Source organism: Pseudoruegeria sp. HB172150 (assembly GCF_013184805.1).
Classification (GTDB): Bacteria; Pseudomonadota; Alphaproteobacteria; order Rhodobacterales; family Rhodobacteraceae; genus Psychromarinibacter.
Map to the genome: position 1 here is coordinate 62,481 of NZ_JAATNG010000007.1, position 25,680 is coordinate 88,160.

At 60.3% G+C, this 25,680-nt stretch carries 24 protein-coding genes; 14 read left to right on the forward strand and 10 right to left on the reverse strand.

The annotated features are described in order from the left end of the window. Positions 1 to 33: 33 nt before the first annotated feature. Positions 34 to 633: a 2-hydroxychromene-2-carboxylate isomerase gene (locus HCO70_RS22170; RefSeq protein ID WP_172300087.1), complete on the reverse strand. Its 600-nt coding sequence runs from the start codon at positions 631 to 633 to the stop codon at positions 34 to 36. A 103-nt stretch (positions 634 to 736) separates the two neighbouring features. On the opposite strand from HCO70_RS22170, the gene HCO70_RS22175 reads away from it, so the two are divergent. Next, positions 737 to 1,756 (forward strand): ribose-phosphate pyrophosphokinase, encoded by a 1,020-nt coding sequence (locus HCO70_RS22175; RefSeq protein ID WP_172300088.1) that lies wholly within the window; start codon positions 737 to 739, stop codon positions 1,754 to 1,756. Positions 1,757 to 1,773: 17 nt separating this feature from the next. On the opposite strand, the gene HCO70_RS22180 is transcribed toward HCO70_RS22175, so the two are convergent. The 8 genes from HCO70_RS22180 to HCO70_RS22215 form a co-directional block, all read right to left on the reverse strand. Further along, entirely contained in the window at positions 1,774 to 3,093 is a 1,320-nt protein-coding gene (locus HCO70_RS22180) for a glycosyltransferase family 87 protein (RefSeq protein WP_216665578.1), read from the reverse strand. A gap of 95 nt (positions 3,094 to 3,188) precedes the next feature. Beyond that, a complete protein-coding gene (locus tag HCO70_RS22185) occupies positions 3,189 to 3,539 on the reverse strand; it encodes an H-type lectin domain-containing protein (protein ID WP_371742306.1) in 351 nt (116 codons plus the stop codon). Positions 3,540 to 3,647: 108 nt separating this feature from the next. After that, positions 3,648 to 4,043 carry a F0F1 ATP synthase subunit epsilon gene (locus tag HCO70_RS22190; RefSeq protein ID WP_172300090.1) on the reverse strand — a complete coding sequence of 132 codons (396 nt, stop codon included), beginning with the start codon at positions 4,041 to 4,043 and terminating at the stop codon, positions 3,648 to 3,650. A 12-nt stretch (positions 4,044 to 4,055) separates the two neighbouring features. Beyond that, complete coding sequence (gene atpD / locus HCO70_RS22195) at positions 4,056 to 5,480, reverse strand: F0F1 ATP synthase subunit beta (RefSeq protein WP_172300091.1); 1,425 nt, start codon at positions 5,478 to 5,480, stop codon at positions 4,056 to 4,058. Positions 5,481 to 5,499: 19 nt separating this feature from the next. Continuing rightward, the gene (locus HCO70_RS22200; protein ID WP_172300092.1) at positions 5,500 to 6,372 is read right to left on the reverse strand and encodes a F0F1 ATP synthase subunit gamma; all 873 of its coding nucleotides are present in this window, start codon (positions 6,370 to 6,372) and stop codon (positions 5,500 to 5,502) included. A gap of 12 nt (positions 6,373 to 6,384) precedes the next feature. Continuing rightward, positions 6,385 to 7,923, reverse strand: a complete 1,539-nt coding sequence (gene atpA, locus HCO70_RS22205) for a F0F1 ATP synthase subunit alpha (protein WP_172300093.1) — start codon at positions 7,921 to 7,923, stop codon at positions 6,385 to 6,387. A 1-nt stretch (position 7,924) separates the two neighbouring features. Continuing rightward, on the reverse strand, positions 7,925 to 8,485 hold the full coding sequence (locus HCO70_RS22210) for a F0F1 ATP synthase subunit delta (RefSeq protein WP_172300094.1): 561 nt from the start codon (positions 8,483 to 8,485) through the stop codon (positions 7,925 to 7,927). A gap of 298 nt (positions 8,486 to 8,783) precedes the next feature. Then, positions 8,784 to 9,533: a methyltransferase domain-containing protein gene (locus HCO70_RS22215; protein ID WP_172300095.1), complete on the reverse strand. Its 750-nt coding sequence runs from the start codon at positions 9,531 to 9,533 to the stop codon at positions 8,784 to 8,786. Positions 9,534 to 9,595: 62 nt separating this feature from the next. Between HCO70_RS22215 and gloB the strand changes: the two genes are divergently transcribed. The 13 genes from gloB (at position 9,596) to HCO70_RS22280 (ending at position 22,736) form a co-directional block, all read left to right on the forward strand. Beyond that, complete coding sequence (gene gloB, locus HCO70_RS22220; RefSeq protein ID WP_172300096.1) at positions 9,596 to 10,357, forward strand: hydroxyacylglutathione hydrolase; 762 nt, start codon at positions 9,596 to 9,598, stop codon at positions 10,355 to 10,357. 189 nt (positions 10,358 to 10,546) lie between these two features. Further along, positions 10,547 to 12,868, forward strand: a complete 2,322-nt coding sequence (clpA, locus tag HCO70_RS22225; RefSeq protein WP_172300097.1) for an ATP-dependent Clp protease ATP-binding subunit ClpA — start codon at positions 10,547 to 10,549, stop codon at positions 12,866 to 12,868. Between the two features lie 384 nt (positions 12,869 to 13,252). Then, the gene (locus HCO70_RS22230; protein ID WP_172300098.1) at positions 13,253 to 13,792 is read left to right on the forward strand and encodes a hypothetical protein; all 540 of its coding nucleotides are present in this window, start codon (positions 13,253 to 13,255) and stop codon (positions 13,790 to 13,792) included. A 455-nt stretch (positions 13,793 to 14,247) separates the two neighbouring features. After that, the gene (locus tag HCO70_RS22235; protein ID WP_172300099.1) at positions 14,248 to 14,784 is read left to right on the forward strand and encodes a hypothetical protein; all 537 of its coding nucleotides are present in this window, start codon (positions 14,248 to 14,250) and stop codon (positions 14,782 to 14,784) included. Between the two features lie 429 nt (positions 14,785 to 15,213). Continuing rightward, on the forward strand, positions 15,214 to 15,738 hold the full coding sequence (locus HCO70_RS22240; protein WP_216665579.1) for a hypothetical protein: 525 nt from the start codon (positions 15,214 to 15,216) through the stop codon (positions 15,736 to 15,738). Between the two features lie 364 nt (positions 15,739 to 16,102). Continuing rightward, on the forward strand, positions 16,103 to 16,669 hold the full coding sequence (locus tag HCO70_RS22245) for a hypothetical protein (protein ID WP_172300101.1): 567 nt from the start codon (positions 16,103 to 16,105) through the stop codon (positions 16,667 to 16,669). Positions 16,670 to 16,754: 85 nt separating this feature from the next. Further along, positions 16,755 to 17,321 (forward strand): hypothetical protein, encoded by a 567-nt coding sequence (locus HCO70_RS22250; RefSeq protein WP_172300102.1) that lies wholly within the window; start codon positions 16,755 to 16,757, stop codon positions 17,319 to 17,321. Between the two features lie 253 nt (positions 17,322 to 17,574). After that, positions 17,575 to 18,141 (forward strand): hypothetical protein, encoded by a 567-nt coding sequence (locus HCO70_RS22255; protein ID WP_172300103.1) that lies wholly within the window; start codon positions 17,575 to 17,577, stop codon positions 18,139 to 18,141. A 352-nt stretch (positions 18,142 to 18,493) separates the two neighbouring features. Then, the gene (locus tag HCO70_RS22260; protein ID WP_172300104.1) at positions 18,494 to 19,057 is read left to right on the forward strand and encodes a hypothetical protein; all 564 of its coding nucleotides are present in this window, start codon (positions 18,494 to 18,496) and stop codon (positions 19,055 to 19,057) included. Positions 19,058 to 19,195: 138 nt separating this feature from the next. Next, a complete protein-coding gene (locus HCO70_RS22265) occupies positions 19,196 to 20,074 on the forward strand; it encodes an aminoglycoside phosphotransferase family protein (RefSeq protein WP_172300105.1) in 879 nt (292 codons plus the stop codon). A gap of 414 nt (positions 20,075 to 20,488) precedes the next feature. Then, positions 20,489 to 21,007, forward strand: a complete 519-nt coding sequence (locus HCO70_RS22270; protein ID WP_172300106.1) for a hypothetical protein — start codon at positions 20,489 to 20,491, stop codon at positions 21,005 to 21,007. Between the two features lie 117 nt (positions 21,008 to 21,124). Beyond that, complete coding sequence (locus HCO70_RS22275) at positions 21,125 to 21,706, forward strand: hypothetical protein (protein WP_172300107.1); 582 nt, start codon at positions 21,125 to 21,127, stop codon at positions 21,704 to 21,706. A 544-nt stretch (positions 21,707 to 22,250) separates the two neighbouring features. After that, the gene (locus tag HCO70_RS22280; protein ID WP_172300108.1) at positions 22,251 to 22,736 is read left to right on the forward strand and encodes a hypothetical protein; all 486 of its coding nucleotides are present in this window, start codon (positions 22,251 to 22,253) and stop codon (positions 22,734 to 22,736) included. A gap of 186 nt (positions 22,737 to 22,922) precedes the next feature. Here HCO70_RS22280 and HCO70_RS25070 read toward each other — a convergent pair whose 3' ends face one another. After that, on the reverse strand, positions 22,923 to 25,679 hold the full coding sequence (locus tag HCO70_RS25070; RefSeq protein WP_172300109.1) for a peptidoglycan -binding protein: 2,757 nt from the start codon (positions 25,677 to 25,679) through the stop codon (positions 22,923 to 22,925). Between the last annotated feature and the right edge of the window lies 1 nt (position 25,680).

The following is a 25,680-nucleotide window of genomic DNA, read 5'->3' on the forward strand; positions in this document are numbered from 1 at the left end:
CACCCGAAACGCGAGCCAAATCAGGAAGCTAGGCTACAGCTTGCCCGCCAGGTGCACGTCGAGGTCGTCAAGCCTGTCATGTCCCCAGAACCGCTCGTCCCCGTCGGTTATGTAGAAGGGCGAGCCGAAGACACCGACATTCACCGCTTCTTCCAGGTTCGCGGCATACGTCTCAGCGCCAACCAGCAAACCGCTGTCTGCCAGCGAAGGATCGAACCCGGCACCCTCCAGGCAGCCCTTCACAACCGCATCCTCTGCGATGTCCTTCTCCTCGACCCAGACCGCGCGCAAAAGCGAATGCACCAGCGCACCGACATCGCCGCCACCGGCGGACTGCGCCGCGATCACGGCATAGGAAGACGGCGCCGCATTGGTCGGGAAATGTGCCGGCTGCAGATTGATCGGTAGTCCGGTCTTGACCCCAGCCCGCCGCAATTCCTGCAGGCGATACGCCTTGCGGCTTTCGTGCCGCTGCGGCGGCGGCGTGCCCCCGGTCCGCGAAAAGATCGCGCCGATGTCGAATGGCTTGTAGGTGATCCCTGCGCCGTGCTTATCGGCGATCTCCTCCAGCCGGGTACCGGCGAGGTAGGTAAAGGGCGAAATGGTCGAGAAATAGTAGTTGATATGTGCCAACGGCACGTCCTCCCTGCCCGCGCTATGTTTGCAAGACCGTACCGGGGTGCTAAGCGAAGTCAACGTCACGAATCCGTCACCTGACCCCTTCGGAAAAGCTGCCATGCCCACCATTCACGAACCGAAACTGATGTCCGGCAATGCCAACCTGTCGCTTGCCACGGCAGTCGCGCGGCGGATGTCGATGCATCGCGGAATGAGCGTCGGACTGGTCGATGCCCGGGTTGAACGGTTCAACGACGGCGAGATCTTCGTCGAGGTCTACGAGAACGTCCGTGGCGAGGACATGTTCATCATCCAGCCGACGTCCAACCCGGCGAACGACAACCTGATGGAACTGCTGATCATGGCCGACGCGCTGCGCCGGTCGTCGGCGGCCCGGATCACCGCCGTGATCCCCTATTTCGGCTACGCCCGGCAGGACCGCCGCACCAAGGCTCGCACACCGATCACCGCGAAACTCGTCGCCAACATGATCGTCGGCGCAGGGATCGAGCGGGTCCTGACCATGGACCTGCACGCGGCGCAGATTCAGGGCTTCTTCGACATCCCGGTGGACAACCTATACGCCGCACCGGTCTTCGCGCTGGATATCGAACACACGTTCAAGGGCAAGCTCCAGGACGTCACAGTCGTATCTCCCGATGTCGGCGGCGTGGCGCGCGCCCGCGAACTGGCCAAGCGGATCGGCGTTCAGCTTGCCATCGTCGACAAGCGCCGCGAACGGCCGGGCGAAGTGGCAGAGATGACCGTGATCGGCGACGTGAAGGGCAAGACCTGCATCATCGTCGACGACATCTGCGACACCGCCGGCACGCTCTGCAAGGCCGCTGAGACCCTTCTGGAGGCTGGCGCGTCAGAGGTTCACTCGTACATCACACATGGCGTGCTGTCCGGCCCCGCCATCGACCGCGTGACCAAATCGGTGATGAAAAGCCTCGTGATCACCGACACGATCGAGCCGTCGCAGGCGGTCAAGAACGCCAAGAACATCCGCATCGTCCCGACCGCGCCGATCTTCGCGCAGGCGATCCTGAACATCTGGAACGGCACCAGCGTGTCGTCGCTGTTCGAGACAGAGACGCTGCATCCGATCTACGAGGGAACCTATTCGCGGATCTGACCGCGGCACCCGATCCTTCAGGTACGGCTAGGAGCGGCGACGCGAAATGTGTTTCGCTCCCTTCGGGCCGTCTGCGCCTGAAGCCCCAGCAACACCGCAACGAATAGCGCCAGCAACGCGCCGGCGCCGATCGCGGCCCGCGGAAAATCTCCGGCAAATACCTGATCGAGGCCCAGGAAGAACGGCCAGCTCGTCAGGACTGCGGCCGACACCACCACCGCGGTCCCATAGGGCCTCGGCAAGAGCGTCAGCAGCGCTGGCAGCAGTAATATCTGCGGCAGGAAATAGAAGACCCAGCCCAAGGGTCCGAACAGGGAGCACAGCAACGAGAGCAGAAAGAACCGTGCCACCCGGCGTTTCTCGGGATCGAGAGAGGCGGTGACTTTCAGCATCCAGATTGCGCCCCCCACCATGATCGCCTTGCCGATCAGTCCGATCACGAACGGCGTTTCCGCGATACGCAGGCTTCGCTCGGCCATGTCGATCGGCGGCAGCAGCCCCATCTGCGCCGCGAAGCCATTCAGCAGTACCTCGGCGGAGAACGTCACGCCGGTTACCATCGTTCCCGCAACGGCATCCGAAACGCTTTCCAGGAACGCGTAGTGCATCTCGATACCCGCGACGGCGAGGCTGGTCACGATACAGACCGCCACTGTTGCCGCGAACCAGCCCGTCGCGCGCCAATTCCGCTCCAGCAGGAACAGCAACACAAGCGGCGCCGGGCTCAGCTTCATCGCTACCGCAAGACCAAGCGCCACGCCCGCCGCCGCCGACCGCCCTGCACCGAGCCGTTCGAAAGCCAGCAGCGTCAGAAAAACGACCAGGACATGGGGCTGAAGCTGCATCACCGCCATCTGCACCGCAACGGAGGTGGCGAGGATCGGCGCGCTGACCAGGATCCAGGCCCACAACGGAATGGCCCATCCCCGGGCCATCCGCCAGGCAAGGATCACCGACGCGCCAAGCAGCGAAATCAACAGCAATGCGCCGCCACGAAAGAACGTCTGCGGGGCCACTGCCTCAGCCAGTGGCGCCAGCAGGGCGGACCAAAGCGGCGGGTAGACATACGGCAGGACCAGCTCTTCCTGAAACTCAGGGAAGGTCCGGATTTCGCCGTACCATTGCGGCGGTGTGCCACCAAAGAAACCGTCCGGTGCGGCGTAGACGAGTTCCGTCTGACCGGAAGCAAAGAGATGCCCCGCCATATACAACGCCGACAGATCCGCAGGATGATGCCACCAGACCGATATTGCAGCCAGGTACAGCAACAATGCCAGCAGAACGAAGGACAGTTGCAGCCTGGTCCTGGATTGATGCGAGGTCACGACGGAATCCATCACAGAAACGGTTAACTGTTTCTGAATTTGGATTTTGTTTGAAATTTGACCGATCCAAAGCATTTCCCTGACGTAACGTCAGCGCCCATGCGGGGTCAGTACAAGGCCCAATCGTCCTCGCTCGTCACCTCTCCCACGGCCATCCAGTCCGCCCGGATCCTCGCCACGCGAGAGTCGCCCCAGGTGCGGAACACCAGCACGAAGCTTCCTTTGGTGACCTTTTCGGCTGTCAGATCCGCGCGTGCATTGCTCGAATTATCCATGTCCCACATCGAGATAGAGACATGCACAACGGGTTCCGCCAGAAACGGTTCAGAGAAGGTGACAGTCTTGCGCCGGATTCTCGGACCGGTACCGGACCACATCCGGCCGCCATGCTCGAAATCGGAAAACAGCATCTCGCTGCCACGGTCGACACCGACCATTCCCTTGCGCAACCGTTTCACCAGGCCGTCTCCCCGCACATCCTGAAGGATTTATGCCCAGAAATGGTTAATGCAAAGAAAAAGCCCCGGAAAACCGGGGCTTTTCTGTAACTTGGCGATGCGAAACGCTCAGACCATGTCCTCGGCCAGATGCGCCAGATCGGCGATGGCCTTGGCGGCGGCGTCCTTTTCCTCGTCCTCGGCAGCGGCGTGCGCCGCCTCGGCTTCCTTGCGCAGGTCGTCCAGGAAGTCCTGCGTCACCTCGGCGCGCGGAACTGCGCGTTCGGCAAGAACGGAAATCGACGTCCCGGTGATCTCGGCGAACCCACCGGAAACCACGTAGTCCGTGTTGCCGTCCGGACCCTGGGCTGAAACCAGCCCGGGGCGCAGGGTGGTGATGACGGGCGTGTGGCCCGGCATCGCCGTCATGTCACCCTCGGCACCGGGGATCTTCACCGCGGTGGCCTCGACCGAAGCCAGCATCCGCTCCGGCGAGACGAGGTCGAATTGCATGGTATCGGCCATGAGGTGCCTTCCTTACGCCGCTTCCGCGGCCATACGTTCGGCCTTGGCGATCACTTCGTCGATGTCGCCGACCATGTAGAACGCGCCTTCCGGCAGGTGGTCGAATTCGCCGGCAACGACACGCTTGAACGAGTCGATGGTCTTCTCCAGCGGCACCTGAACGCCGTCGGAACCGGTGAACACCTTCGCCACGTCGAACGGCTGCGAAAGGAAACGCTGGATCTTACGGGCGCGGGCCACGGTCAGCTTGTCCTCTTCCGAAAGTTCGTCCATCCCGAGAATGGCGATGATATCCTGAAGCGACTTGTAGCGCTGCAGGATCCCCTGCACTTCACGCGCGACGTTGTAGTGCTCCTCGCCCACGATCGCCGGGTCGAGGATCCGCGAGGACGAGTCCAGCGGGTCCACGGCCGGGTAGATGCCCAGCTCCGAGATCGCGCGCGACAGAACGGTCGTGGCGTCGAGGTGGGCAAAGGTCGTGGCCGGTGCCGGGTCGGTAAGGTCGTCCGCGGGCACGTACACGGCCTGGATCGAGGTGATCGAACCGGCCTTCGTCGAGGTGATGCGTTCCTGCATCGCGCCCATGTCGGTGGCCAGCGTAGGCTGGTAGCCCACGGCCGAAGGGATACGGCCCAGAAGCGCCGACACCTCGGAACCCGCCTGCGTGAAGCGGAAGATGTTGTCGACGAAGAACAGAACGTCGGTCCCGGACTGGTCGCGGAACTGCTCGGCCAGGGTCAGGCCGGTCAGCGCGACGCGGGCACGGGCTCCCGGAGGCTCGTTCATCTGACCATAGACAAGCGCCACCTGCGACTCCGACAGGTTGTCCGGCTTGATGACGTTGGATTCGATCATCTCGTGGTACAGGTCGTTACCCTCGCGCGTCCGTTCACCCACACCGGCGAAAACCGAGTAGCCGGAGTGCACCTTGGCGATGTTATTGATCAGTTCCATGATCAGAACCGTCTTGCCTACGCCGGCGCCGCCGAACAGGCCGATCTTGCCGCCCTTGGAGTAGGGGGCCAGCAGGTCGACGACCTTGATGCCGGTGACGAGGATCTCGGACTCGGTGGCCTGCTCGTCGAATTCCGGGGCCGGCTGGTGGATCGCACGACGCTCTTCGGCCTCGACCGGCGCACCTTCGTCCACCGGCTCGCCGATCACGTTCAGGATTCGGCCCAGCGTTGCGTTGCCGACCGGCACCATGATCGGGCCGCCGGTGTCGGTCACTACCTGACCGCGCACCAGGCCTTCGGACGCATCCATAGCGATGCAGCGCACGGTGCTTTCACCCAGGTGCTGCGCGACTTCCAGAACCAGGCGGTTGCCGTGGTTGTCGGTTTCCAGCGCGTTCAGGATTTCGGGCAGGTGATCGTCGAACTGCACGTCGACGACGGCGCCGATGACCTGGGTCACTTTGCCTTTCGCGTTTGCCATGTAAGTGTCTCCGGTTAGGTCAGAGCGCCTCGGCGCCCGAGATAATTTCGATAAGCTCGTTGGTGATCACGGCCTGACGCGAGCGGTTGAATTCGATGGTCAACCGGTCGATCATCTCGCCCGCGTTGCGGGTGGCGTTGTCCATCGCGGTCATCCGCGCGCCCTGTTCCGAGGCGCCGTTCTCCAGCAGACCCGCAAAGATCTGCGTGGCGACGGCTTTCGGCAGCAATTCGGCAAGGATGCCTTCCTCGCTGGGCTCGTAATCGTAGTTGCCGGTGGCGGCTTCGCCCGCATCCTCGAAGCTGGCGGGGATCACCTGCAGCTCCGTCGGCTTCTGGCTGATCACCGACTCGAACTTCGAGAAGTAGATCTTGGCCACGTCGAACTCTTCGTTCTCGAAGCGTTCGAGCACCTGCTTGGCGATGTCCTGCGCGTTGGCATAGCCGATGCGCTTCACCTCGCTCAGGTCCACGTGGCCGATGAACAGATCCGCATAGTCCCGCTTCAGCTGCTCGCGGCCCTTCTTGCCGACGGTCAGGATCTTGACGGTCTTCCCGGCGCCCCGCAGCTCGGCGATCTTCGTGCGGACAAGCCGCACGATCGACGAGTTGAAGCCGCCGCACAGGCCCTTCTCGGACGTCATGACGACCAGAAGCTGAACCTTGTCGTCGCCGGTTCCCAGCAGCAGCTTCGGCCCCTGCCCGGATTCCTGCGCCGATGCGGCAAGCCCGCCCAGCACCGCGTTGAAGCGTTCGGCATAGGGGCGCGCGGCCTCCGCGGCCTCCTGCGCCCGGCGCAGCTTGGCCGCGGCCACCATCTGCATGGCCTTGGTGATCTTCCGCGTCGACTTGACGCTGTCGATCCTGTTTTTCAGGTCCTTCAGAGACGGCATTCGCCTTCCCCCTTACGCGAAGTCTTTGGCGAATTCCTCGATCGCGGCTTTCAGCTTGTCAGCCGGTTCGCCCTTGATCTTCGGATCCTCGCTGGAAATCCAGTCGAGGATATCCTTCCGGTTGTTCCGCATATGGTTCAGCAGGCCATCTTCGAACGCCTTCACCCGGTTCAGCGGCAGCTTGTCGAGGTAGCCGTTGGTGCCGGCAAAGATCACGCACACGATCTCCGCGTTGGTCAGCGGCGAATACTGCGGCTGCTTCATCAGCTCGGTCAGGCGCGCGCCCCGGTTCAGCAACTGCTGGGTCGAAGCGTCGAGGTCGGAACCGAACTGCGCGAACGCCGCCATCTCGCGGTACTGCGCCAGCGACAGCTTCACCGGACCGGCGACCGAGGACATAGCCTTGGTCTGGGCCGACGAACCCACCCGCGACACCGACAGACCGGTGTTCACGGCCGGACGGATGCCCTGGAAGAACAGTTCCGTTTCCAGAAAGATCTGGCCGTCGGTGATCGAGATCACGTTGGTCGGAATGAACGCCGACACGTCGCCACCCTGGGTTTCGATGATCGGCAGCGCGGTCAGCGAACCGGCACCGTTATCCTCGTTCAGCTTCGCCGAACGCTCCAGCAGGCGGGAGTGCAGGTAGAACACGTCGCCCGGATAGGCTTCACGCCCCGGCGGACGGCGCAGCAGCAGCGACATCTGGCGATAGGCCACGGCCTGCTTCGACAGGTCGTCGTAGATCATCAGCGCGTGGCGGCCGTTGTCCCGGAAGAACTCGCCCATCGCGGTTGCGGTGTAGGGGGCGAGGTACTGCATCGGCGCAGGGTCGGACGCGGTGGCGGCAACGACGATCGAGTACTCGATCGCGCCGGTTTCCTCCAGGCGCTTCACCAGCTGCGCAACGGTCGAACGCTTCTGGCCCACGGCGACGTAGACGCAGTAAAGCTTCTTCGACTCGTCGTCTCCGGCGGCTTCGTTATAGGATTTCTGGTTCAGGATCGTGTCCAGCGCCACTGCGGTCTTGCCGGTCTGGCGGTCGCCGATGATCAGCTCGCGCTGACCTCGGCCGATCGGGATCATGGCGTCGATGGCCTTCAGGCCGGTCGCCATCGGCTCGTGCACCGATTTGCGCGGGATGATGCCCGGCGCCTTGACGTCGGCCACGCGGCTTTCATCGGTCTTGATCGGGCCCTTGCCGTCGATCGGGTTGCCCAGCGCGTCCACGACGCGGCCCAGCAGCGCATCGCCCACGCCGACCGACACGATGTCGTTGGTCCGCTTGACGGTGTCGCCTTCCTTGATGTCCCGGTCAGAACCGAAGATCACGACGCCGACGTTGTCGCTTTCCAGGTTCAGCGCCATCCCCATGATGCCGCCCGGGAACTCGACCATCTCGCCGGCCTGCACGTTGTCCAGGCCGAACACGCGGGCGATACCGTCCCCGACGGACAGCACGCGGCCCACTTCTGCAACTTCGGCCTCCTGGCCGAAATTCTTGATCTGGTCCTTCAGGATCGCAGAAATCTCTGCAGCTTGGATCGCCATGTTATCCGACCTCTTTCATTGCATTCTGTAGGTTCGCAAGCTTCGACCGGATCGAGGTATCGATCATCTTCGAGCCCACCTTAACGACAAGACCACCGATGAGTCCCTCATCGACGGCCAGATTGATCTTCACATCCTTGCCAACGGTCGCTTTCAGCGACTTGGCGAGCTTGTCCTGCTGGGTCTTCGTCAGTGCCTTTGCAGCCACCACGTCCGCAGTCACCTCGCCCTTGTCCTCGGCGATCATACCGCGCAGGCCGCGCAGCACGAAGGGCAGCACGAACAGGCGCCGCTTCGAGGCCATGAGGCCCAGAACATTGGTGAATGTCGCTGACAGGTTCATTTTCTGCGCGACCGCGGTGATCGCCTTGCCCTGCGCGTCGCGGCTGTAGATCGGGGAACCGATCAGGTTCCGCAGATCCTCGCTCTCGGCCAGAGCCGTTTCCAGTGCGTCGACATCGGATTCGATGGCGGAAAGGGATTTGTCTTCTTTGGCCAGTTCGAAGATGGCCGTGGCATAGCGCGCGGCGATGCCGGTCGAAATCGAAGCTGTCTCGGACACGTCGATCCTTCCGATGTTTTAGCCAAGGTCCCCCCCGCGAACGCCCCGCGGGCCAAGGCAGCCCAAACAGCAAGGCAAAGAGCCCAGCCGCTCAAAATCGGCGTCGGTCTAGCAGAGGCTTTCCGCGCCCGCAACATTCTTAGCCGCAATACGGATTTCCGCCAAACTCAATAAAACAAGGGCGTTGATGCAGTCGGAGCGAAAGCGCCGCACGGGAAACGAAAATAATTAATGAACTGTTGCGGTTGGATTTACCCAAATCGAACGAATCCACCCCGCGATCACCGCCGCGGAAGGGTCAGACAGGGTTCGGATTGGGCTCCGGCTGGGTCAGCCCTTCGAGCACCCGAAGCGGCCGCCGGACCCGTTCCTTCAGCCCGTTCGTCGGCGCCTTCACCTGCCGTGTCGCCTCAACGATTAGCACACCGCCGGCGAACCGCATCGACAGCTTGCGCCCGGTCTTTTCCCAGAAGCCACCGGTTTTCAGCCAGAACCGGCTGTCGAATGGCGGCTGATACAGTGCCGCGGTGTTCCGCGTCGGCTCGAACGCGTGCCGCTCCAGTTGCGTCTCCAGCTGTGTCAGCGAAAACGGCCGCCCGAAACCAAAGGGCGTCTGATCGCGCCGCGCCCACAGTCCGGCGCGGTTCGGAACGATGAACAGCGCCTTGCCCCCCGGCGCCAGCACGCGCCGGCATTCTTCCAGCAGCTTCGTCGGGTTCTCGCTGGTCTCCAGCCCGTGCAGCAGCACCAGCTTGTCCGCCAGCCCGGTCTGCAACGGCCAGAATGTCTCCTCGCACAGAACCGACAGGTTCGGCTGCCCGCTGGGCCAGGGCATCACCCCCTGCTGCCCCGGCATCAGGGCGATCACCCGTTCGGCGTCCGTCAGGTACGGTCGCAGCAGCGGCGCCGCGAATCCGAAACCGACGACCGTCTCGTTCCGCGCCGCCGGCCAGAAACCCAGCATCTCGGCACGGATCGACCGCTGCACCGCGCGTCCCAGCCCGGTCCGGTAGTAGAAGTTCCTCAGATCAAGCACGTCCAGGTGCATTGCGGCCCGCTCTCGGATCGGCAAGGTTGGAACGAAGCATACCTACGCCCGGAGGAAAGACCATGCCCCTCGACATCGTCACCATTCCCTGTCTCAGCGACAACTATGCATACCTCGTCAAGGGACCCGATGGCGTCTGCCTGATCGACGCGCCCGAAGCGGGGCCCATTGTTGACGCGCTGGAAACACGCGGCTGGTCGCTTGGCGCGATCATGATCACGCACCACCACCACGACCATGTCGGCGGCGTGGCGGAGCTTCGGTCGAAATACAACTGCCACGTCATGGGCCCGAAGGCCGAGGAGTCAAAGCTGCCCCCGCTGGACATGGCGCTGGAAGAAGGCATGAACGGCGGCAACGGCGACGCATACACCGTGCCGCTGATGGTTCCCGGACACACGCTGGGCCACATGGCGTTTCACTTCCCCAATGCACAAGCCGTCTTCACCGCCGACAGCCTGATGGCGCTCGGCTGCGGTCGCCTTTTCGAGGGCACACCCGAGATGATGTGGAACAGCCTGTCCAAATTCCTCGAAATGCCCGACGAAACGATGGTTTACTCCGGCCACGAATACACGGCGTCGAATGCGCGCTTTGCCCTGACCATCGAACCGGACAACGAGGCGCTGCAGGCGCGGGCGAAAGAAATCGAGGCCAAACGGGCCAAAGGCGAACCGACGGTGCCCTCGTCGATCGGCGAAGAGAAGGCGACAAATCCCTTCCTCCGGGCGGGCTTGCAGGAAATGAAAGACCGCCTAGATATGTCAGACGCGTCAGACGCCGAGGTCTTCGCCGAAATCCGGCACCGCAAGGATGTGTTCTGACGACGTTGATCCTATGAGCAACACCCGTTGCCGTTCTGCCCAAATTCCGGTCGCTTCACTAAAAATGTGACTGGACCCTTAAAGAAAATCCTTGAAGCGCGGACCCGGACAACCGAACTTTAAAGGTATGAGGTCACGGTGGGGTCGGGGCCCTCGCGCCTGGGCCGCCAAAGCGAAGGAGCACGACAGGTGCCGTCATTTTCGAACACCCTCGAGCAAGCAATTCACTCTGCGCTGGCGCTGGCCAACGCACGCCGGCACGAGCTTGCGACGCTGGAACACCTGCTTCTGGCACTGATCGACGAACCGGACGCGGCCAAGGTGATGCAGGCCTGCTCCGTCGATCTTGAGGCGCTGCGCAAGACACTCGTGGACTTCATCGACGACGATCTTTCGACCCTCGTAACCGATGTCGACGGGTCCGAGGCGGTCCCGACTGCCGCGTTCCAGCGCGTCATCCAGCGCGCCGCGATCCACGTGCAATCCTCCGGCCGCACAGAGGTTACCGGCGCGAACGTCCTCGTCGCGATATTCGCGGAACGGGAATCGAACGCCGCCTACTTCCTGCAGGAACAGGACATGACCCGCTACGACGCGGTGAATTTCATCGCGCACGGCGTGGCCAAGGATCCCTCCTATGGTGAATCCCGCCCCGTGCAGGGCGCCACCGAGCTGGAGGAAGAGGCCCAGACGCAGGAAGAAGAGCAGAAGGGCGAAAGCGCCCTCGCCAAATACTGCGTCGACCTGAACGCCAAATCCCGCAAGGGCGACGTGGACCCGCTGATTGGCCGCGACCTCGAGGTCGAACGCTGCATCCAGGTCCTGTGCCGCCGGCGCAAGAACAACCCGCTGCTCGTGGGCGACCCCGGCGTCGGCAAGACCGCCATCGCCGAGGGGCTCGCGCACAAGATCGTCCAGGGCGAAACCCCGGACGTGCTCAAGGGCGCGACCATCTACTCGCTCGACATGGGCGCGCTGCTGGCCGGCACCCGTTATCGCGGCGACTTCGAGGAACGGCTCAAGGCCGTCGTGTCCGAGCTCGAGGAGCATCCCGACGCAATCCTCTTCATAGACGAGATTCACACGGTGATCGGCGCCGGCGCCACCTCCGGCGGCGCGATGGACGCCTCCAACCTCCTGAAGCCCGCGCTTCAGGGCGGCAAGCTGCGCTGCATGGGTTCCACGACCTACAAGGAATTCCGTCAGCACTTCGAAAAGGACCGCGCGCTCAGCCGCCGGTTCCAGAAGATCGACGTGAACGAGCCGACGGTCGAGGATTCCGTCAAGATCCTGAAGGGCCTGAAGCCCTATTTCGAGAAGCACCACGAGATCAAGTACACCTCCGACGCGATCAAATCGGCGGTCGAACTCTCGGCGCGTTACATCCACGACCGCAAGCTGCCCGACAAGGCCATCGACGTCATCGACGAGGCTGGCGCGGCGCAGCACCTGGTTGCGGACTCGAAACGCCGCAAGACCATCGGTGCCAAGGAGATCGAGGCCGTCGTCGCCAAGATCGCTCGCATCCCGCCCAAGAACGTCTCCAAGGACGATGCAGAGGTGCTGAAGGATCTCGAAGCGACGCTCAAACGCGTGGTCTTCGGTCAGGATGACGCGATCACCGCGCTGTCCTCGGCGATCAAGCTGGCACGTGCCGGCCTGCGCGAACCCGAAAAGCCGATCGGCAACTACCTGTTCGCCGGTCCCACCGGCGTCGGCAAGACCGAGGTCGCGCGTCAGCTGGCCGACACGCTCGGCGTGGAACTCCTGCGTTTCGACATGTCCGAATACATGGAGAAACACGCGGTCTCCCGCCTGATCGGCGCGCCTCCGGGCTATGTCGGCTTCGACCAGGGCGGCATGCTGACCGACGGCGTCGACCAGCACCCGCACTGCGTGCTGCTGCTCGACGAGATCGAAAAGGCGCACCCGGATGTCTACAACATCCTGCTGCAGGTGATGGACCACGGCAAACTGACAGACCACAACGGCCGTCAGGTGGATTTCCGCAACGTGATCCTGATCATGACCACCAACGCGGGCGCCGCGGAGCAGGCCAAGGAAGCCATCGGCTTCGGGCGCGACCGGCGCGAGGGAGAGGACACTGCCGCCATCGAACGGCTGTTCACCCCCGAATTCCGCAACCGGCTGGACGCGGTCATCTCCTTCGGCGCCCTGCCGAAAGAGGTCATCCTGCAGGTGGTCGAGAAGTTCGTGCTGCAGCTCGAAGCACAGCTCATGGATCGCGGCGTGACCATCGAACTTACCAAGCCGGCGGCCGAATGGCTGGCCGACAAGGGGTACGACGACAAGATGGGCGCGCGCCCGCTGGGCCGCGTGATCCAGGAAAACATCAAGAAGCCGCTGGCGGAAGAGCTGCTCTTCGGCAAGCTCGCCAAGGGCGGCATCGTCAAGGTCGGCGTCAAGGACGGCAAGATCGATCTGCGGATCGAAGACGCCAAGCCACCGCGGCTGCAGTCCAAGAAGCCGCCGCTGCTAACAGCGGACTGACGACGGACGCTGGAATAGACGGCCACGCATTACATTGAAATTCCGGGCCACTCGGCCCGGAATTTTCTTTTTACGCCCATAGTCAGTTTGTGCCTGCCCATCCAGCTCAGAGACGCGAACGAAATCGCCAGTTGTCCCCAATACCTTTGACATTGCCGCGCCAAGGCAGACAGCGACCGCGCACCAGGATCGGGGCCCTTCGTCCGATCACTTTTCCAGGCACCGCCAGCGCGCAGAAATCCTGAGGCCTCCCGAATTTCTCCAAGCCGCCTCCAAGCTTACAGCAATCTGCTCGGCTACAGCTGCCGCGGATGACCGCTACCGATCACTGCCGGCGATGTCACCGCCGCGCGAATGCAAGGTACAGGATGTAAGGGAAACAAAATGAGCTTCCAAAAGAAATGGTCCCGAACTGTGATGGCGGCGCTTTCGCTTGTCGTTGCTGCGGCCGGCGCCGCAAATGCTACTAAGTGCGTACGCGAAGATACAATCTCAGTTGATTTTACAGTAAAATATACGGACTCTGACTTGATGTCTGACTATTACAAGAATGGTGGAATTGAAGGTTTAGAAATCAAGAAATTCTATATACTAAATGACTACGATAACCAGGCGCAAATATCTGATATTAAAATACACCTTAAAGACTCAAAAGGAAATACGCTTGCGACGGTACTACGTGGCGAAAACTTGACTTGGTCCCCAGATGGCTCAAACCAGGGAGCCGCGTTCAATGTGCCGTGGGAAGACGATTATGAACTCTGGTTGCTGATAAAATGGAAAGGCGACGAGCACTATAAGCCGTTCAATACCAAGATTGATGATGACAACGTCCCTTTCAAATTCACAGAACACAAGAACGGACTCATAGTTTGGCGGGACACGACCCTGAAACTCGCGCCGCTTTACAGCTGCTACTCCTAGCACTGGCCGGCAGCTATACGACAAACCTCGGAATGACCGGTCGAGACCGCAGATCGAACGCGGCTATCGGCCGGCTGGCCAACAGGGGCTACAATAACAGAGGGGGGGCGCCTCCACCGGGCGCGTGATCGGGGAAGCTAATGAAACCGCTGCGGTAAGCGGTGGACTAATCCGCGACCAAGGGCAACCGACCCAGTTTACGTGACTGCAATTGACCCAACCGACCGGCCACTGTGCCGGTCGGTTTTTTTGGCACATCGCCGCCGGCGCCCGCCCGGCGTTCCGTTGTCGAACCAATCGGCACACGGCGCCACGCGGCTACATGAAAAATCCCAAAGCTCTCCAAGCTTGCCGCCCCAAATTGTGCATAGTGTTTTTTGCTCCCACGGCTGTCGTGTCCCTGACTGGAAGACAGCGTCTAGAGCCGATTACCAAAAAAAAGAAAGATCAAGCGCATGACCTCATTCAAGAAGACCTTAGTCGCTCAAGCTTTGGCACTGTCGTTCCTGGCAGGGCTGGCGGGCAGCGCACAGGCCACATCATGCTACACTCAGTCCGATCTACGGATCAAATTCACACGAAAGTACGAAGACACGGGCCTGAGGGACGATTTTTATAACAGGGGCGGCAGCCGCTCGGTGGAGGTGAAGAAATTCTTCATCCACAATCTGGAAGCCGATCATCAGATCAATGATGTGCAGTTGCTGTTGTATGATCAGGACAAGAACCTTCTCGCACGGATTGCACGTGGGCCGGATATCTCCGACGCCATTACCGGCGCGAACACCGGCGCGATCTTCAACATCCCCTGGGAAGATACCTATCAGCTTTGGGTTGAAGTCCGCTGGAACGGTCACAGCGGTTATGAGAAGTTTCTTTCGAATGTGGACCAGGACTACGCGCCATTCAGGTTCACCGATAACCTGAATGGACTGGGGGTTCACTACAACAGCGATTACCTGCAGGTCTCACCGCTTTACAGCTGCTCCTAGCACTGGCCGGCAGCTATACGACAAACCTCGGAATGACCGGTCGAAACCGCAGATCGAACGCGGCTTTCGACCGGTCTGCCAGACGAACATTGGGTCGGCCAGAGGAGCGCACGAGCCCGGGAACGGGTGACCTCGGGACCAGGTGACTCTGGAAGCCTCTCGCTGCGGCTTCAGCAGCAGACATGTCGCGCCCGGACCAACGCCGGCAGCAAGCAATGTCATCCAGCTCGCGGCCGGCGGGCAGTTTCAAGCCCCCGGAAATTGCCAGGATCACGTATAGAGAATCTCCCAGCTTTCTGCATCCGGACTCCAAGCTTTGCGCGGTCGTTCCAGCTAACCTCGCTGCGGGCTTCCGCAACCTGTCTCTACTGGCGCTGAAACCGTTGCGATCCCCTGAATTTTCGAAAAGGAAACAGAATGCTCACGCGAATGAAGCAGGCAAAAATTGCGGTGGTGGCTATTTCTCTTACCGTTGTAGCGGCAGGATCCGCCCAAGCGACTACTTGCAAAATGCAAGACGACTCTGAAATCAAATTCACGAGGAAATACGAAGATACCGACTTGAAAGCTAATTACTACAGTAATGGTGGCAGTAAAAACGCGGAAATCAAAAAGTTCTATATTTATAATTGGCTCATGCAGGATGTTAACGTGGACGATATCCAATTGCTTCTCAGAGATGAAAAGGGGGATCTTCTCGCGCGCGTTCACCGGGGGCCAAACCTCACCCACACCCTCGGAGGCGCAAATGCGGGTGCCATTTTTGATGTTCCGTGGGAAGACGGTTACGAGCTTTGGGTCGAAGTCCGGTGGAAAGGCGATGTTCACTACAAGCACATGGACACGTCCGTCGACGACGACAACGTGCCATTCAAATTCACCGAAACCAAGAACGGGCTGATCGTCGCACGGAACACGAACCTGGAGGTTGCACCGCTCTACAGCTGCTCCTGACGCTGGTTTACCGACGTTCCGAATGCCTTCGATCAGTCAACGCACCGGCCTGGACAAAGACTGACCGTTAGCTTCCTGCGGATCTACCGCATGCACCGCATACCGGCAGGTATTCGAAGGAAGCCGCTCAATCTTGTCGAGCGGCCTGTCGTTTGCAGGTGCCACATCGGCAAGACAATCCGCGCCGCCAGTCCGGCTACGCGGTGCCGTGCCGAATTTCTCCAGGTATTCTCCCGATTTCCAGCATCCAAACTACAAGCATAGCCCACAGTCTTATGGCATTCGTGCGCGCAAGGGGTCGCTGCACAACCTTGGCAGTTTGAGCCTAATGTAATTGCTTCCCAAGACCAACCGGATCAGTCACATGAACTCGCTCGCCAAATATACAGCTCTCGTGGCGATGGTTATGGGTTTCACACCATCCGCTTCGACCGCAGAAATCAAATACAGCTGCATGTACTTGGACAGCAACGGCCAGATGACCAGGGAGCGGATAAACGGCTCCGTCGAGTACTCGGATACAGGTTTGTTCGAAGACTACGTCAAACGTGGCGGCAGCGAATCCGCGCCTACGAAGACCTTTTTCATCATCAACGGGCAAAACAAGGACATCGGAGACATTCGGCTCCGCCTATACGATGAAGAAAACGAACTTATCCTTGCCGCGCAGAAGACCCAGACTTCCCTGGAAGTGCGCAGTGAGTACAACACCGTAAAACCGACGCCAAGTTCAATGTCCCTTGGTACAAGATCTATCAAATCTACGTTCAGATACGGTGGAGGCAGAACGTACATTAAAAAAGCATGGATAAAGGAGCCATGTTTGACTTTGGTTCCAATAGAAATGGCCTCGTCTCAACCAGAAGCAAAACCCTGGGAACAGAAGCGATACACTACTGGTAGTGTACTCCACTTTCGACGCCGCTTTTAACTGGCAAATCTGAAAACCCGCCGTGGCCGCATCGGCTGACCCTTCCCGCTGATCATTCCGTGTAAAACAAAACAGGAAACATCACATGTCATACCTCAGGAAGTCTCTCAACATTGCGGCGATACAAATACTGACCTCAGTGGCGCTGACAGGCTCGGCGTTCGCATTTACTTGCGAGAAAGATGACGGCACCAAATTAGACATCGGGCAAAAGTATGCGGACATCTCGATGTGGCATGGAAATCAGACAGGAAAAGAAATTTATATCGTAAACGGAGAAGACACTAATCCCATAAACGAAGTTCAACTTTTGATAAACGACAAATCTGGGAACATTGTTGACCGGACAGTTGGCGAACCGGAAATAGACTCTTCCGATCATCTTAAAGCCGTGCTGGTTACGTCTGAGAAAGTCGAAAATGACGACGCTGAAATCGGCGCGCGTTTCACCATGAGCTGGGAGGAAGGCTATTCACTTTATGTAGAGGTGAAATGGAAAGGCGATATACATTACAAGCGGTATAACAAAGACTTGGACAATGGCTACGCACCATTCACGTTTCCGGTCGAAAATGGAAGAGCAGTGAACGGTATGATCGTTACACGGCATAGTTCCGGCCTGGGCGTCGTACCCCTCTATGATTGCGAGTGAAAAGGATAACTACACGTCCTTCTGATCGCCTGCAGCAACGCAGATTGGGTCGCCACACCAGAGGTCCGGTCACGCCACTCATGCAGCCCTACATCGGGAAACGGGCGGATCACCGTAGAAAGCCTGCAACTCGAGGACCTCACCTGCTCTCCAAGGGGCTTTCGAGACTGCCTCAGACAATCCAGCACGAGCTTATCGGCGTACTCCAGGCCCCCCTGATCAATCCCTGGTAAATAGCAACAGGAAACAACAAATGAACTGCCTGAAAAAATCTCTCAACATTGCTGCCCTAAATGCACTGACCTCGGTGGCGCTTACTACCTCCGCATTTGCGTTTACATGTAAAGATGAGGTTGGAAACTCTATCACCGTCGATCCGGTATATGAAGACGTATCCATGTGGCATGCCTCCAAGCCATCAAAGGAAATCTTCATTATTAATGGTGATGTTAAGAGAGACATAAACGAAATTCAGCTTCTGATAAATGACAAAGACGGAAATATTGTTGACCGGACAGTTGGAGAACCGGATATAGAATCGACTGAAACAGCACAATATGTCATGCCGGGAACTGCAATTATTGTGGTTGGTAATTCCGATATTGGCGCGCGATTCAGCATGAGCTGGGAGGATGACTACTCTCTCTATGTAGAAGTAAAGTGGAGAGGCGATGTTCATTACAAGCGGTTTAATAAAGATTTGGACAACGGCTACGCGCCATTCACATTTCCTGTTGAATATGGAAAGGCTGTGAATGGCCTGATCGTTACGCGGCACGGTTCGGGACTAGGTGTCGAACCGCTCTATGAATGTAGATGACAAGGATGACTCCACATCCTTCTGCTCGCCCCCAGGCAAACCACCATTCCATCGCCACAACGAAGGTCCGGTCGTACTCATCCCCCAGCTCAACATGAAGCTAAGGAAAACGGGCGGTCCATCGTAGAAAACCCGAAAAGCCAGGACCTCAACTGCTGGCCAACGGGATCCCGAGGCTGGCCCTGGGCACATCCGATCGCCTGGCAAGGATAGCCGGGGCGTCATCCGGCGCCCCTTCCGCTTCCAAAGGCTCACTTAACCGCAACGATGTCCGCTTCAGAGACGCCGCCAAAGATCGGCTGACGCAGGGCACCCCTGATCAATCCCTGATACAGAACAAAGGAAAAGACACATGATCTCTCACAGGAAGTCACTCGGCATTGCCGCGATACTTGCAATAACCTCAGTGGCGCTGACAGGCTCCGCGTCCGCCTTCACCTGTAAAAATGAGAATGGTGACGCTTTAAGCTTCGGGCAGAAATATGAAGACAATTCCTTGTTGCGTGACTCCGGAGCATCAAAGGAATTTTTCATTGTAAACGGCGAGGCAAAAATAGCCATAAATGAAGTTAAACTCGTAATTCACGAAGAAGACGGAAGCGTCGTTGACAGCACCGTTGGAGAACCGGATATCGATTCCGATGAGGACGTTTATGCCGTCTTCAATGGAGAGGCATATGTATTCGAGAATACTGACATTGGCGCGCGTTTCGGCCTGACTTGGGATGATGATTACCATCTTTATGTCATGGTCAAATGGCGTTATGACGTTCACTCTAAGGGCCTGAACGACGATCTTGATGGCGACTACAATCCATTCACATTTCCAGTCGAAGAGGCAGGAACTGTGAACGGCCTGATCGTTACGCGGCACGGTTCGGGACTAGGTGTCGATCCGCTCTATGACTGCGAGTAACTTGGTTAGCACCATATCCTGCTGATCACCTGCCTTGGCGACAGGGGCGCCGTCCGGCGTCCCTGTCGCCTCCGGGAGTTCACCCGAAGGTAACTCTAGCCGCTTGAATTGATCGCCCGATCCGTTATCGCACCCCAGGTGCACAGCGATCAGATCCACATAGACCACGGGCTCGTCTCCGCCCTGCTGCGGCAGCAGGTACCCGCTCTCGCGGACCGCCCCCTGCGCCGCCTGAACACAGGCGGCACCGAAAACGCCCTGTTCCGCCTTGGCGAAAGCCACGCGGTGCGCCTGCCGATCCGGCCCGGCGCCGCGGACTCCATGGCGCGCGAGATCCGCTGGCTGCCGCATCTTGTGCCCCACCTGCCGCTCGCTTCGCCCGGGCTGGTCCACGCAGGAACCGCGACCGATGCCTACCCATATCCGTGGATCGTCCAGCACTGGCTACCGGGCGACGACGCGGCCACCACACCGCCCGATGACCTGACTGCCGCCGCGGACACGCTCGCCGGTCTCATCCGCGCCCTGCATGCCATCCCGGTCCCTGTTCCCGCCCCCAGCGGCGGCCGCGGCGGCCCGCTTGTTACCCGCGACGAACCCTTCGCCGCCGCCCTCACGCAAAGCACCGGCCTCACGGACACCGAACGCGCCGCCGCCCACTGGCAGGCCGCGCGCGCCGTGCCGGCATGGCAGGGCGCGCCGGTCTGGATACATGGAGACCTGATCCCCGCGAACCTGCTGGTCCGCGACGGCCGTATCGCCGGCCTGCTCGATTTCGGCGCGATGGGGGTCGGCGATCCCGCCTACGACCTGATCCCTGCATGGTTCGTGCTGGATGCCGCTGCGCGCCGGCGTTTCCGTGCCATCACCGAAACCGATGACGCCACCTGGATCCGCGCCCGCGGGCTCGTCGTGTCGCAAAGCATTATCGCCCTGCCTTATTATCTGAATACCAACCCGACGATGGTCGCACTCGCCCGCCGCGGGTTGACCGAGGCGCTGCCCGAACCGGTTTAACCCGGCCTGTTTCTCGCTCGACTTCCGCTCGATGCGCCCGTTCACGCCCCCGCCTGGCTCGGCTCCCGGTCGTCGGCACCCCCCCGCCGCCCCGGATCCGCGCGTTGCCGCTATGCCCACCCACGCGCAGCACCTCCGCGAACACGAACCGGCATCCAGGCTGCGAGCGGACCGTAGAACCCGGACCGATACAGCTCCAGCGCGTCCTTCGAGCCCCGCTGGCTGCGCATCCCCGACCCATCCAGATGATCGGCGGTCGCGCCGGGGAAATACACATAATCTCCCGTATTTCGGCAGGCAATCTGCAAGCTGCAACCGCACCCTTATGGCACACTACCCGCGCAATGCCGCTGCTTACGCCAGGCAGGTGAAGCCCAGAGTAACCGTTCACCAAATCCAATCCGGAGCAGTCTCATGAACCTGTTAGTCAAATCAGCCGCCCTTGCGGGAATGGTGCTGAGCCTCACGTCCACCGCTTCGAGCGCGTACACGAATTATTCCTGTCTGTACAAAGTCGGAAACGGACAAGCGAATGGAACGATCAAATATCAAAGCACGGGCCTTTTCGATGACTATGTCGACCGCGGAGGCAGCGCTTCAACTTCAAAAAAGACGTTCTTCATCGTTAACCACCAAAACAAGGAAGTCGGCAATGTACGGCTTAAGTTATACGACAAAGACAACAAACTGATCGCACAGAAAACTGAAACTTCAATGGAAGCATACAATGAATACAATGACGTAAATACAGGCGCTAAGTTTACTATTCCTTGGGTGAGCACCTATCAACTCTACGTTCAGGTACGGTGGAGGAAAGACGACCATTACAAAAGCATGGATAAGAATGATATGTACGAATTCGGCTCAAACAGCAATGGACTGGTCGTGACCCGCAGCAAAACTCTGGGAACAAAAGAGGTCTACTGCTGGTAGCTCACATCGCGGAACAGCCAGAATAATACCGGCGGGAAAGCTAGTCTGCCAGGACCGGATCGGCTGTCCGGGATGAATCAAACCCAGTCGGCCCCATACTATAATAGGAAACGACTCATGACCTTGCGTAAGAAACTTCTCGCGGCCGCAGTGATAATCCCACCACTTTCAATTGCGCTGACAGGCGCAGCATTCGCAAATGCCACCTTCACCTGTGAAAAGGAGGATGGGACAACTTTTTCGGCCCAGGTAAAATACAGCGACAAATCCCTTAAAGTGGAAAATGCCACCGCAAAAACCTTGTACCTTGTAAACGGCGACGACAATCGGGACATTAACGAGATACAGCTATTACTATGGGACAAAGACGGAAATCTTGTAAGCCGCACCATTGGACAACCTGATATCAGCTCTACAAAGGATATAGTCGCCGCTGCCGGTGGCTCCGGTTTGATTGAAACCACGAACGCCGATATTGCCGCCCAATTTAACATAACCTGGGAAGACGGCTATGAACTGTGGGTTGAGGCCAAGTGGAGACAGGATGTGCATTACAAGCGGCGCAGTGAGTCTCACGACTACGGTTATCTACCATTCGTGTATCCCGTCGAAAGCAATGGAACCGTTAATGGCCTGATACTCTCACGCAATAGCTGGGGTTTGGGTGCTAGGCCGCTCTACAATTGTCACGCGCAATAGCTGGGGTTTGGTTGCTAGGCCGCTCTACAATTGCCATTAGCGGGGCTCGGGCGTGGACTTACCCCTCGCCCGAGTTTCCATCCGCGCTGATACAGCCTATTTCTCTGTCAGCTTCAGCTCGATGCGCCGGTTCGCCGCCCGTGCCTCTGGCGAATTGCCCTCCGCAATCGGCTGCCCGCGATCAGCCCGGGCCAATCACCTATACACTACACAAGGAGACGGCTTTGGGAACGTGCGCCGGATCGGCAAGGACGACGCCAGGCGGCGCGGACAGCATAGAAAAGCGCATTTTCGGCCGGCGCACCAAGCGTCAACATGTCATCTCCCCGATTTCTCCATTCAGTCTCCAAGCATCGCGGACAGGTCTACGGGCATGATCAATGGTGTTGGTGGTCGATATGTCCGGCCCGGGTCGGGACGAACTCAGCCACCAACCCTACCGGATAAAGACCTTTAAGCTTGATAGCCCCAAGCTTTGTCCATGTAGAGATGACCGTCATGAGCGACAACAAAAATCTAAGGAGAACTAGAAGTGAGAAGTCTTTTGGCGCACGTCATCGCAGCGTCGCTGGCAATCGCACCTGCATCTTCTGCCCTGGCCTATTCTTGTACCGGCTTAAACTATAATGGAAATACAGAATATACGGACGACAACCTGCAGACCCAGTTTGATCAGATTGACGCGAGCCACACAAGCTCTCCTAGTTTTTGGGTTCTTAACGACAACTATGTCGCTTTTGGTGGAAAATCGATCAAAGACGTACAGATTCTCCAGTTCTGTGAAAATAACTCGGGAGAGTCATTCATTGTTCGGGAAGTTCTATCGCACAACATAAGTTATTCAAATGCGGCAAGGATCAAACTCAGGTGGAATGACACCTGCAGGCTGCAGGTGGAAGTGAGATGGAAGACGAGTGGGGACTACCATCGGATCCATGACGCTTATGACCCTGGCGAGAATAACGGCGTCGCTGTTTTCATAAAGAATAACGGCGATTTCGGGTACAAGGGCGTGGACGACTGCAGGTAGCGTGCTTCGGTTTGAGGCGGCCGGCTTCGGATTGTACGTCGACAAAGTCACCGTCTTGACGTCTGTGGCCCATACAGGATGCAGACGCGGAAACGTCAACCTTCTCGATATTCCGCCAATGCGTTAGATGCCCATCCTCTCCGTGGAGTCGCCAGAAAGCTCGGGCGGCCCACCTTTGGTATCGCTTTACTTCTCAGTCAGCTTCAGCTCGATGCGCCGGTTCGCGGCCCGAGCCTCGGGAGAGTCGCCCTCTGCAATCGGCTGCCACTCTCCGAACCCGGTGGCCGCCAGCCGGTCGGGCGGGAAATCCAGCTCGTCGATCATGAACCGCACAACCGACAGCGCCCGTGCCTGGCTCAGCTCCCAGTTATCCGCAAACCGTCCGCCGCCCCGGATCGGCGCGTTGTCTGTATGCCCGTCGACCCGCAACACCCAGTCGATGGTATCCGGGATCTCGTCCGCAACCTCGCGCAGGATCTCCACGACCCGAGCGATCTGTTCCTCGCCGCCTTCCGACAGTTCCGCCTGCCCGACCTCGAACAGCACCTCGGACGAGAACACGAACCGGTCGCCCTCGATCCGGACGCCCTCACGCCCCTGCAACAGCGCCACGAGCTGACCGAAGAACTCGGACCGATACAGCTCCAGCTCTTCCTTCTGCTTCTCCAGCTCCTTGCGCAGGGCCTCTTCGGCATCCGCGCGCCGCTTTTCCTCCTGCGCCGCCCGCGCCAGGGCCGCGTTCAGCTGGCTGCCCAGAGACTCGATCCGCACGTCCGAGGCTTCGTCGGCCTCCGCTGCGGCATCGAGAAGCGCCTGCAGCGTTCCCAGCTGACGCCGCAGTTCCTCGACCTGCTGGCGCAGCGCCTCGACCTCGCGCCGTCCGTCTGCAGCCAGCGCCTCGGCATCCTCCAGCTCCGCATTCGCCGTCGCCAGTAATGCCGCCCGCTGCTCCGCCTCAGTCAGCGCCGTCTCCGTGGCCCGTTCCGCCCGCGCCTGCGCCGCAAGCGCCGCCGCAAGCTGGGACCGCAGCTCATCTTCGTCGGTGCCGCTCGACCCACGCAGCGATTCCAGCTCGGTCTGCGCCTCTTCCAGCGCCTCGTCCGATTCCTGCTTCGCCGCCAGCGCCGCCATCAGCCGCTCGGTCAGATCCGCCTCGGCATCCCGCGCCGCAGCCAGCAGCGTCAGCGTCTCCTCGGCTTCCTTGCGCTTCTCCTCCAGCGTCAGCGCCATCGCCGACAGCTCCGCATCCGAATCCTTCAGCCTCTCGCGCAGTGCCTCGGCCGCTGCCGCCTCCGCCAGCCGCGCCTGCTCCTCCTCGTCCAGCGAGGCTTCCATCCCGGCCAGATCCTCACGCAGCTTCGCCGCCGCCGCCGCCTCGGCCAGCCGCGCCTGCTCTTCCTCGCTCAGTTCCGCTTCCGCGCCGTCCAGCCGTTCCTGCAATTCCAGCGCGGCGGCCTCCGCCGCCAGCCGTGCGGCCTCTTCGTTGGACAGCGACGCCTCGGCTTCCTCCATCCGCCGCCGCATGTCCTCCAGCGCCGCCTGCTCCGCCAGCCGCGCCGCATCCGCCTCGCTCATCTGGTTGATCATGCTGTCCAGCGACCGCCGCAATTCCTCCGCCGCCGCATCCTGCGCCAGCCGCTCCGCCTCCGTAGTCGACAGCGAGGTTTCCAGCTGTTCTAGACGCGCCCGCAACGCCTCCGCCGCCGCCTGTTCCGCCAGCTTCGCGGTTTCTTCTTTGGACAGTTCGGTCTGCACCTGATCCAGCCGCGCCTGCAGCACCGCCACCGTCGCCGATTCCGCAAGCTTCGCCTGTTCCTCGGTCGTCAGCTCCGCCTGCAGCTCCGCGACCTGCGCCTGCAGCCCCGCGGCCTCGTCCGCCGCCGTATCCCGCGCCTCGGTCACCTCGGACAGCTGCGCAAGCAAGGCCGTCAGCCGGTCCGACATATCCGCATTCTCGGTCTCGACCCCCTGCAGATCCGCCAGCTGCGCCTCTAGCCGCACCAGCCGTTCCGCCAGCGTCTCGTTCTCCGCCACCGCCGTCGTCCGCGCCTCTTCCTCCTCGGCCAGCCGGTCCCGCAGCTCCGCCAGCAGCGACATCGTGTCGGTCTTTTCCTGCTCCGCGTCGCTCAGGCTCGCGCTCAGCGCCAGGATCCGGTCGCGCAGCGTCGCCGCCTCGTCCTCCGCCGCCTCCAGCGTTGCCTCGCCCTCGTCCAGCGCCGCCTGCAGCGCCGCCAGACGGTCGTTGAGGTTCGCGTTCTCGTCCTGCGCGCCTTCCAGTTTCGCCAGCATCTCGGCCAGCGAGGCATCCCGCTCCTCGACCCGCCCGCGCAGGTCGGAAATCAGGGCCTCCAAAGCCTCCCGCCGCGCCGCCGCCAGCCGCGCCGCCTCCGCCTGCTCGTCGATCTCGTCCCGCGCCTGCGCCAGCGCCAGCTGCAGCGCCTCCTGCTCCGAGATCAGTTCGGCATTCTCGCCCCGAACGGCCTCCAGATCCGCGGTCAGCGCCACACCCTCGGCCCGCGCCTGATCCCGCTCGGCGATCAGCGACGCCACCTGCTCCTCGAAGGATGCGATCCGCGCGGCACGCGCCTCCAACTCGTCGGCCTGCTGCGCCGTCTCCGACTGCAGCGCGGCGATCAGCGAAGCCTGCTGCCGCCCCAGTTCCCGCGCCTCGTCCAGCTCGGATCCAAGCCCGGTAACCTCTTCCTCGAGTTCGAAATTCTTCTGCTGCTCCAGCCCAAGCGCCCGCGACAGGGCATTCAGCTCGTCGGTCAGTTCGTGCAGCTCGTCTTCCTGTCCGGTGATCGTCTCCTGCAGCACGAACTGCACGACCATGAAGATCGTCAGCACGAACATCAGCACCAGCAACAGGCCCGTCATGGCGTCCACGAAGCCGGGCCAGATATTGCCCGACATGCGGTTTACCGATCTCCGGCTAAGGGCCATC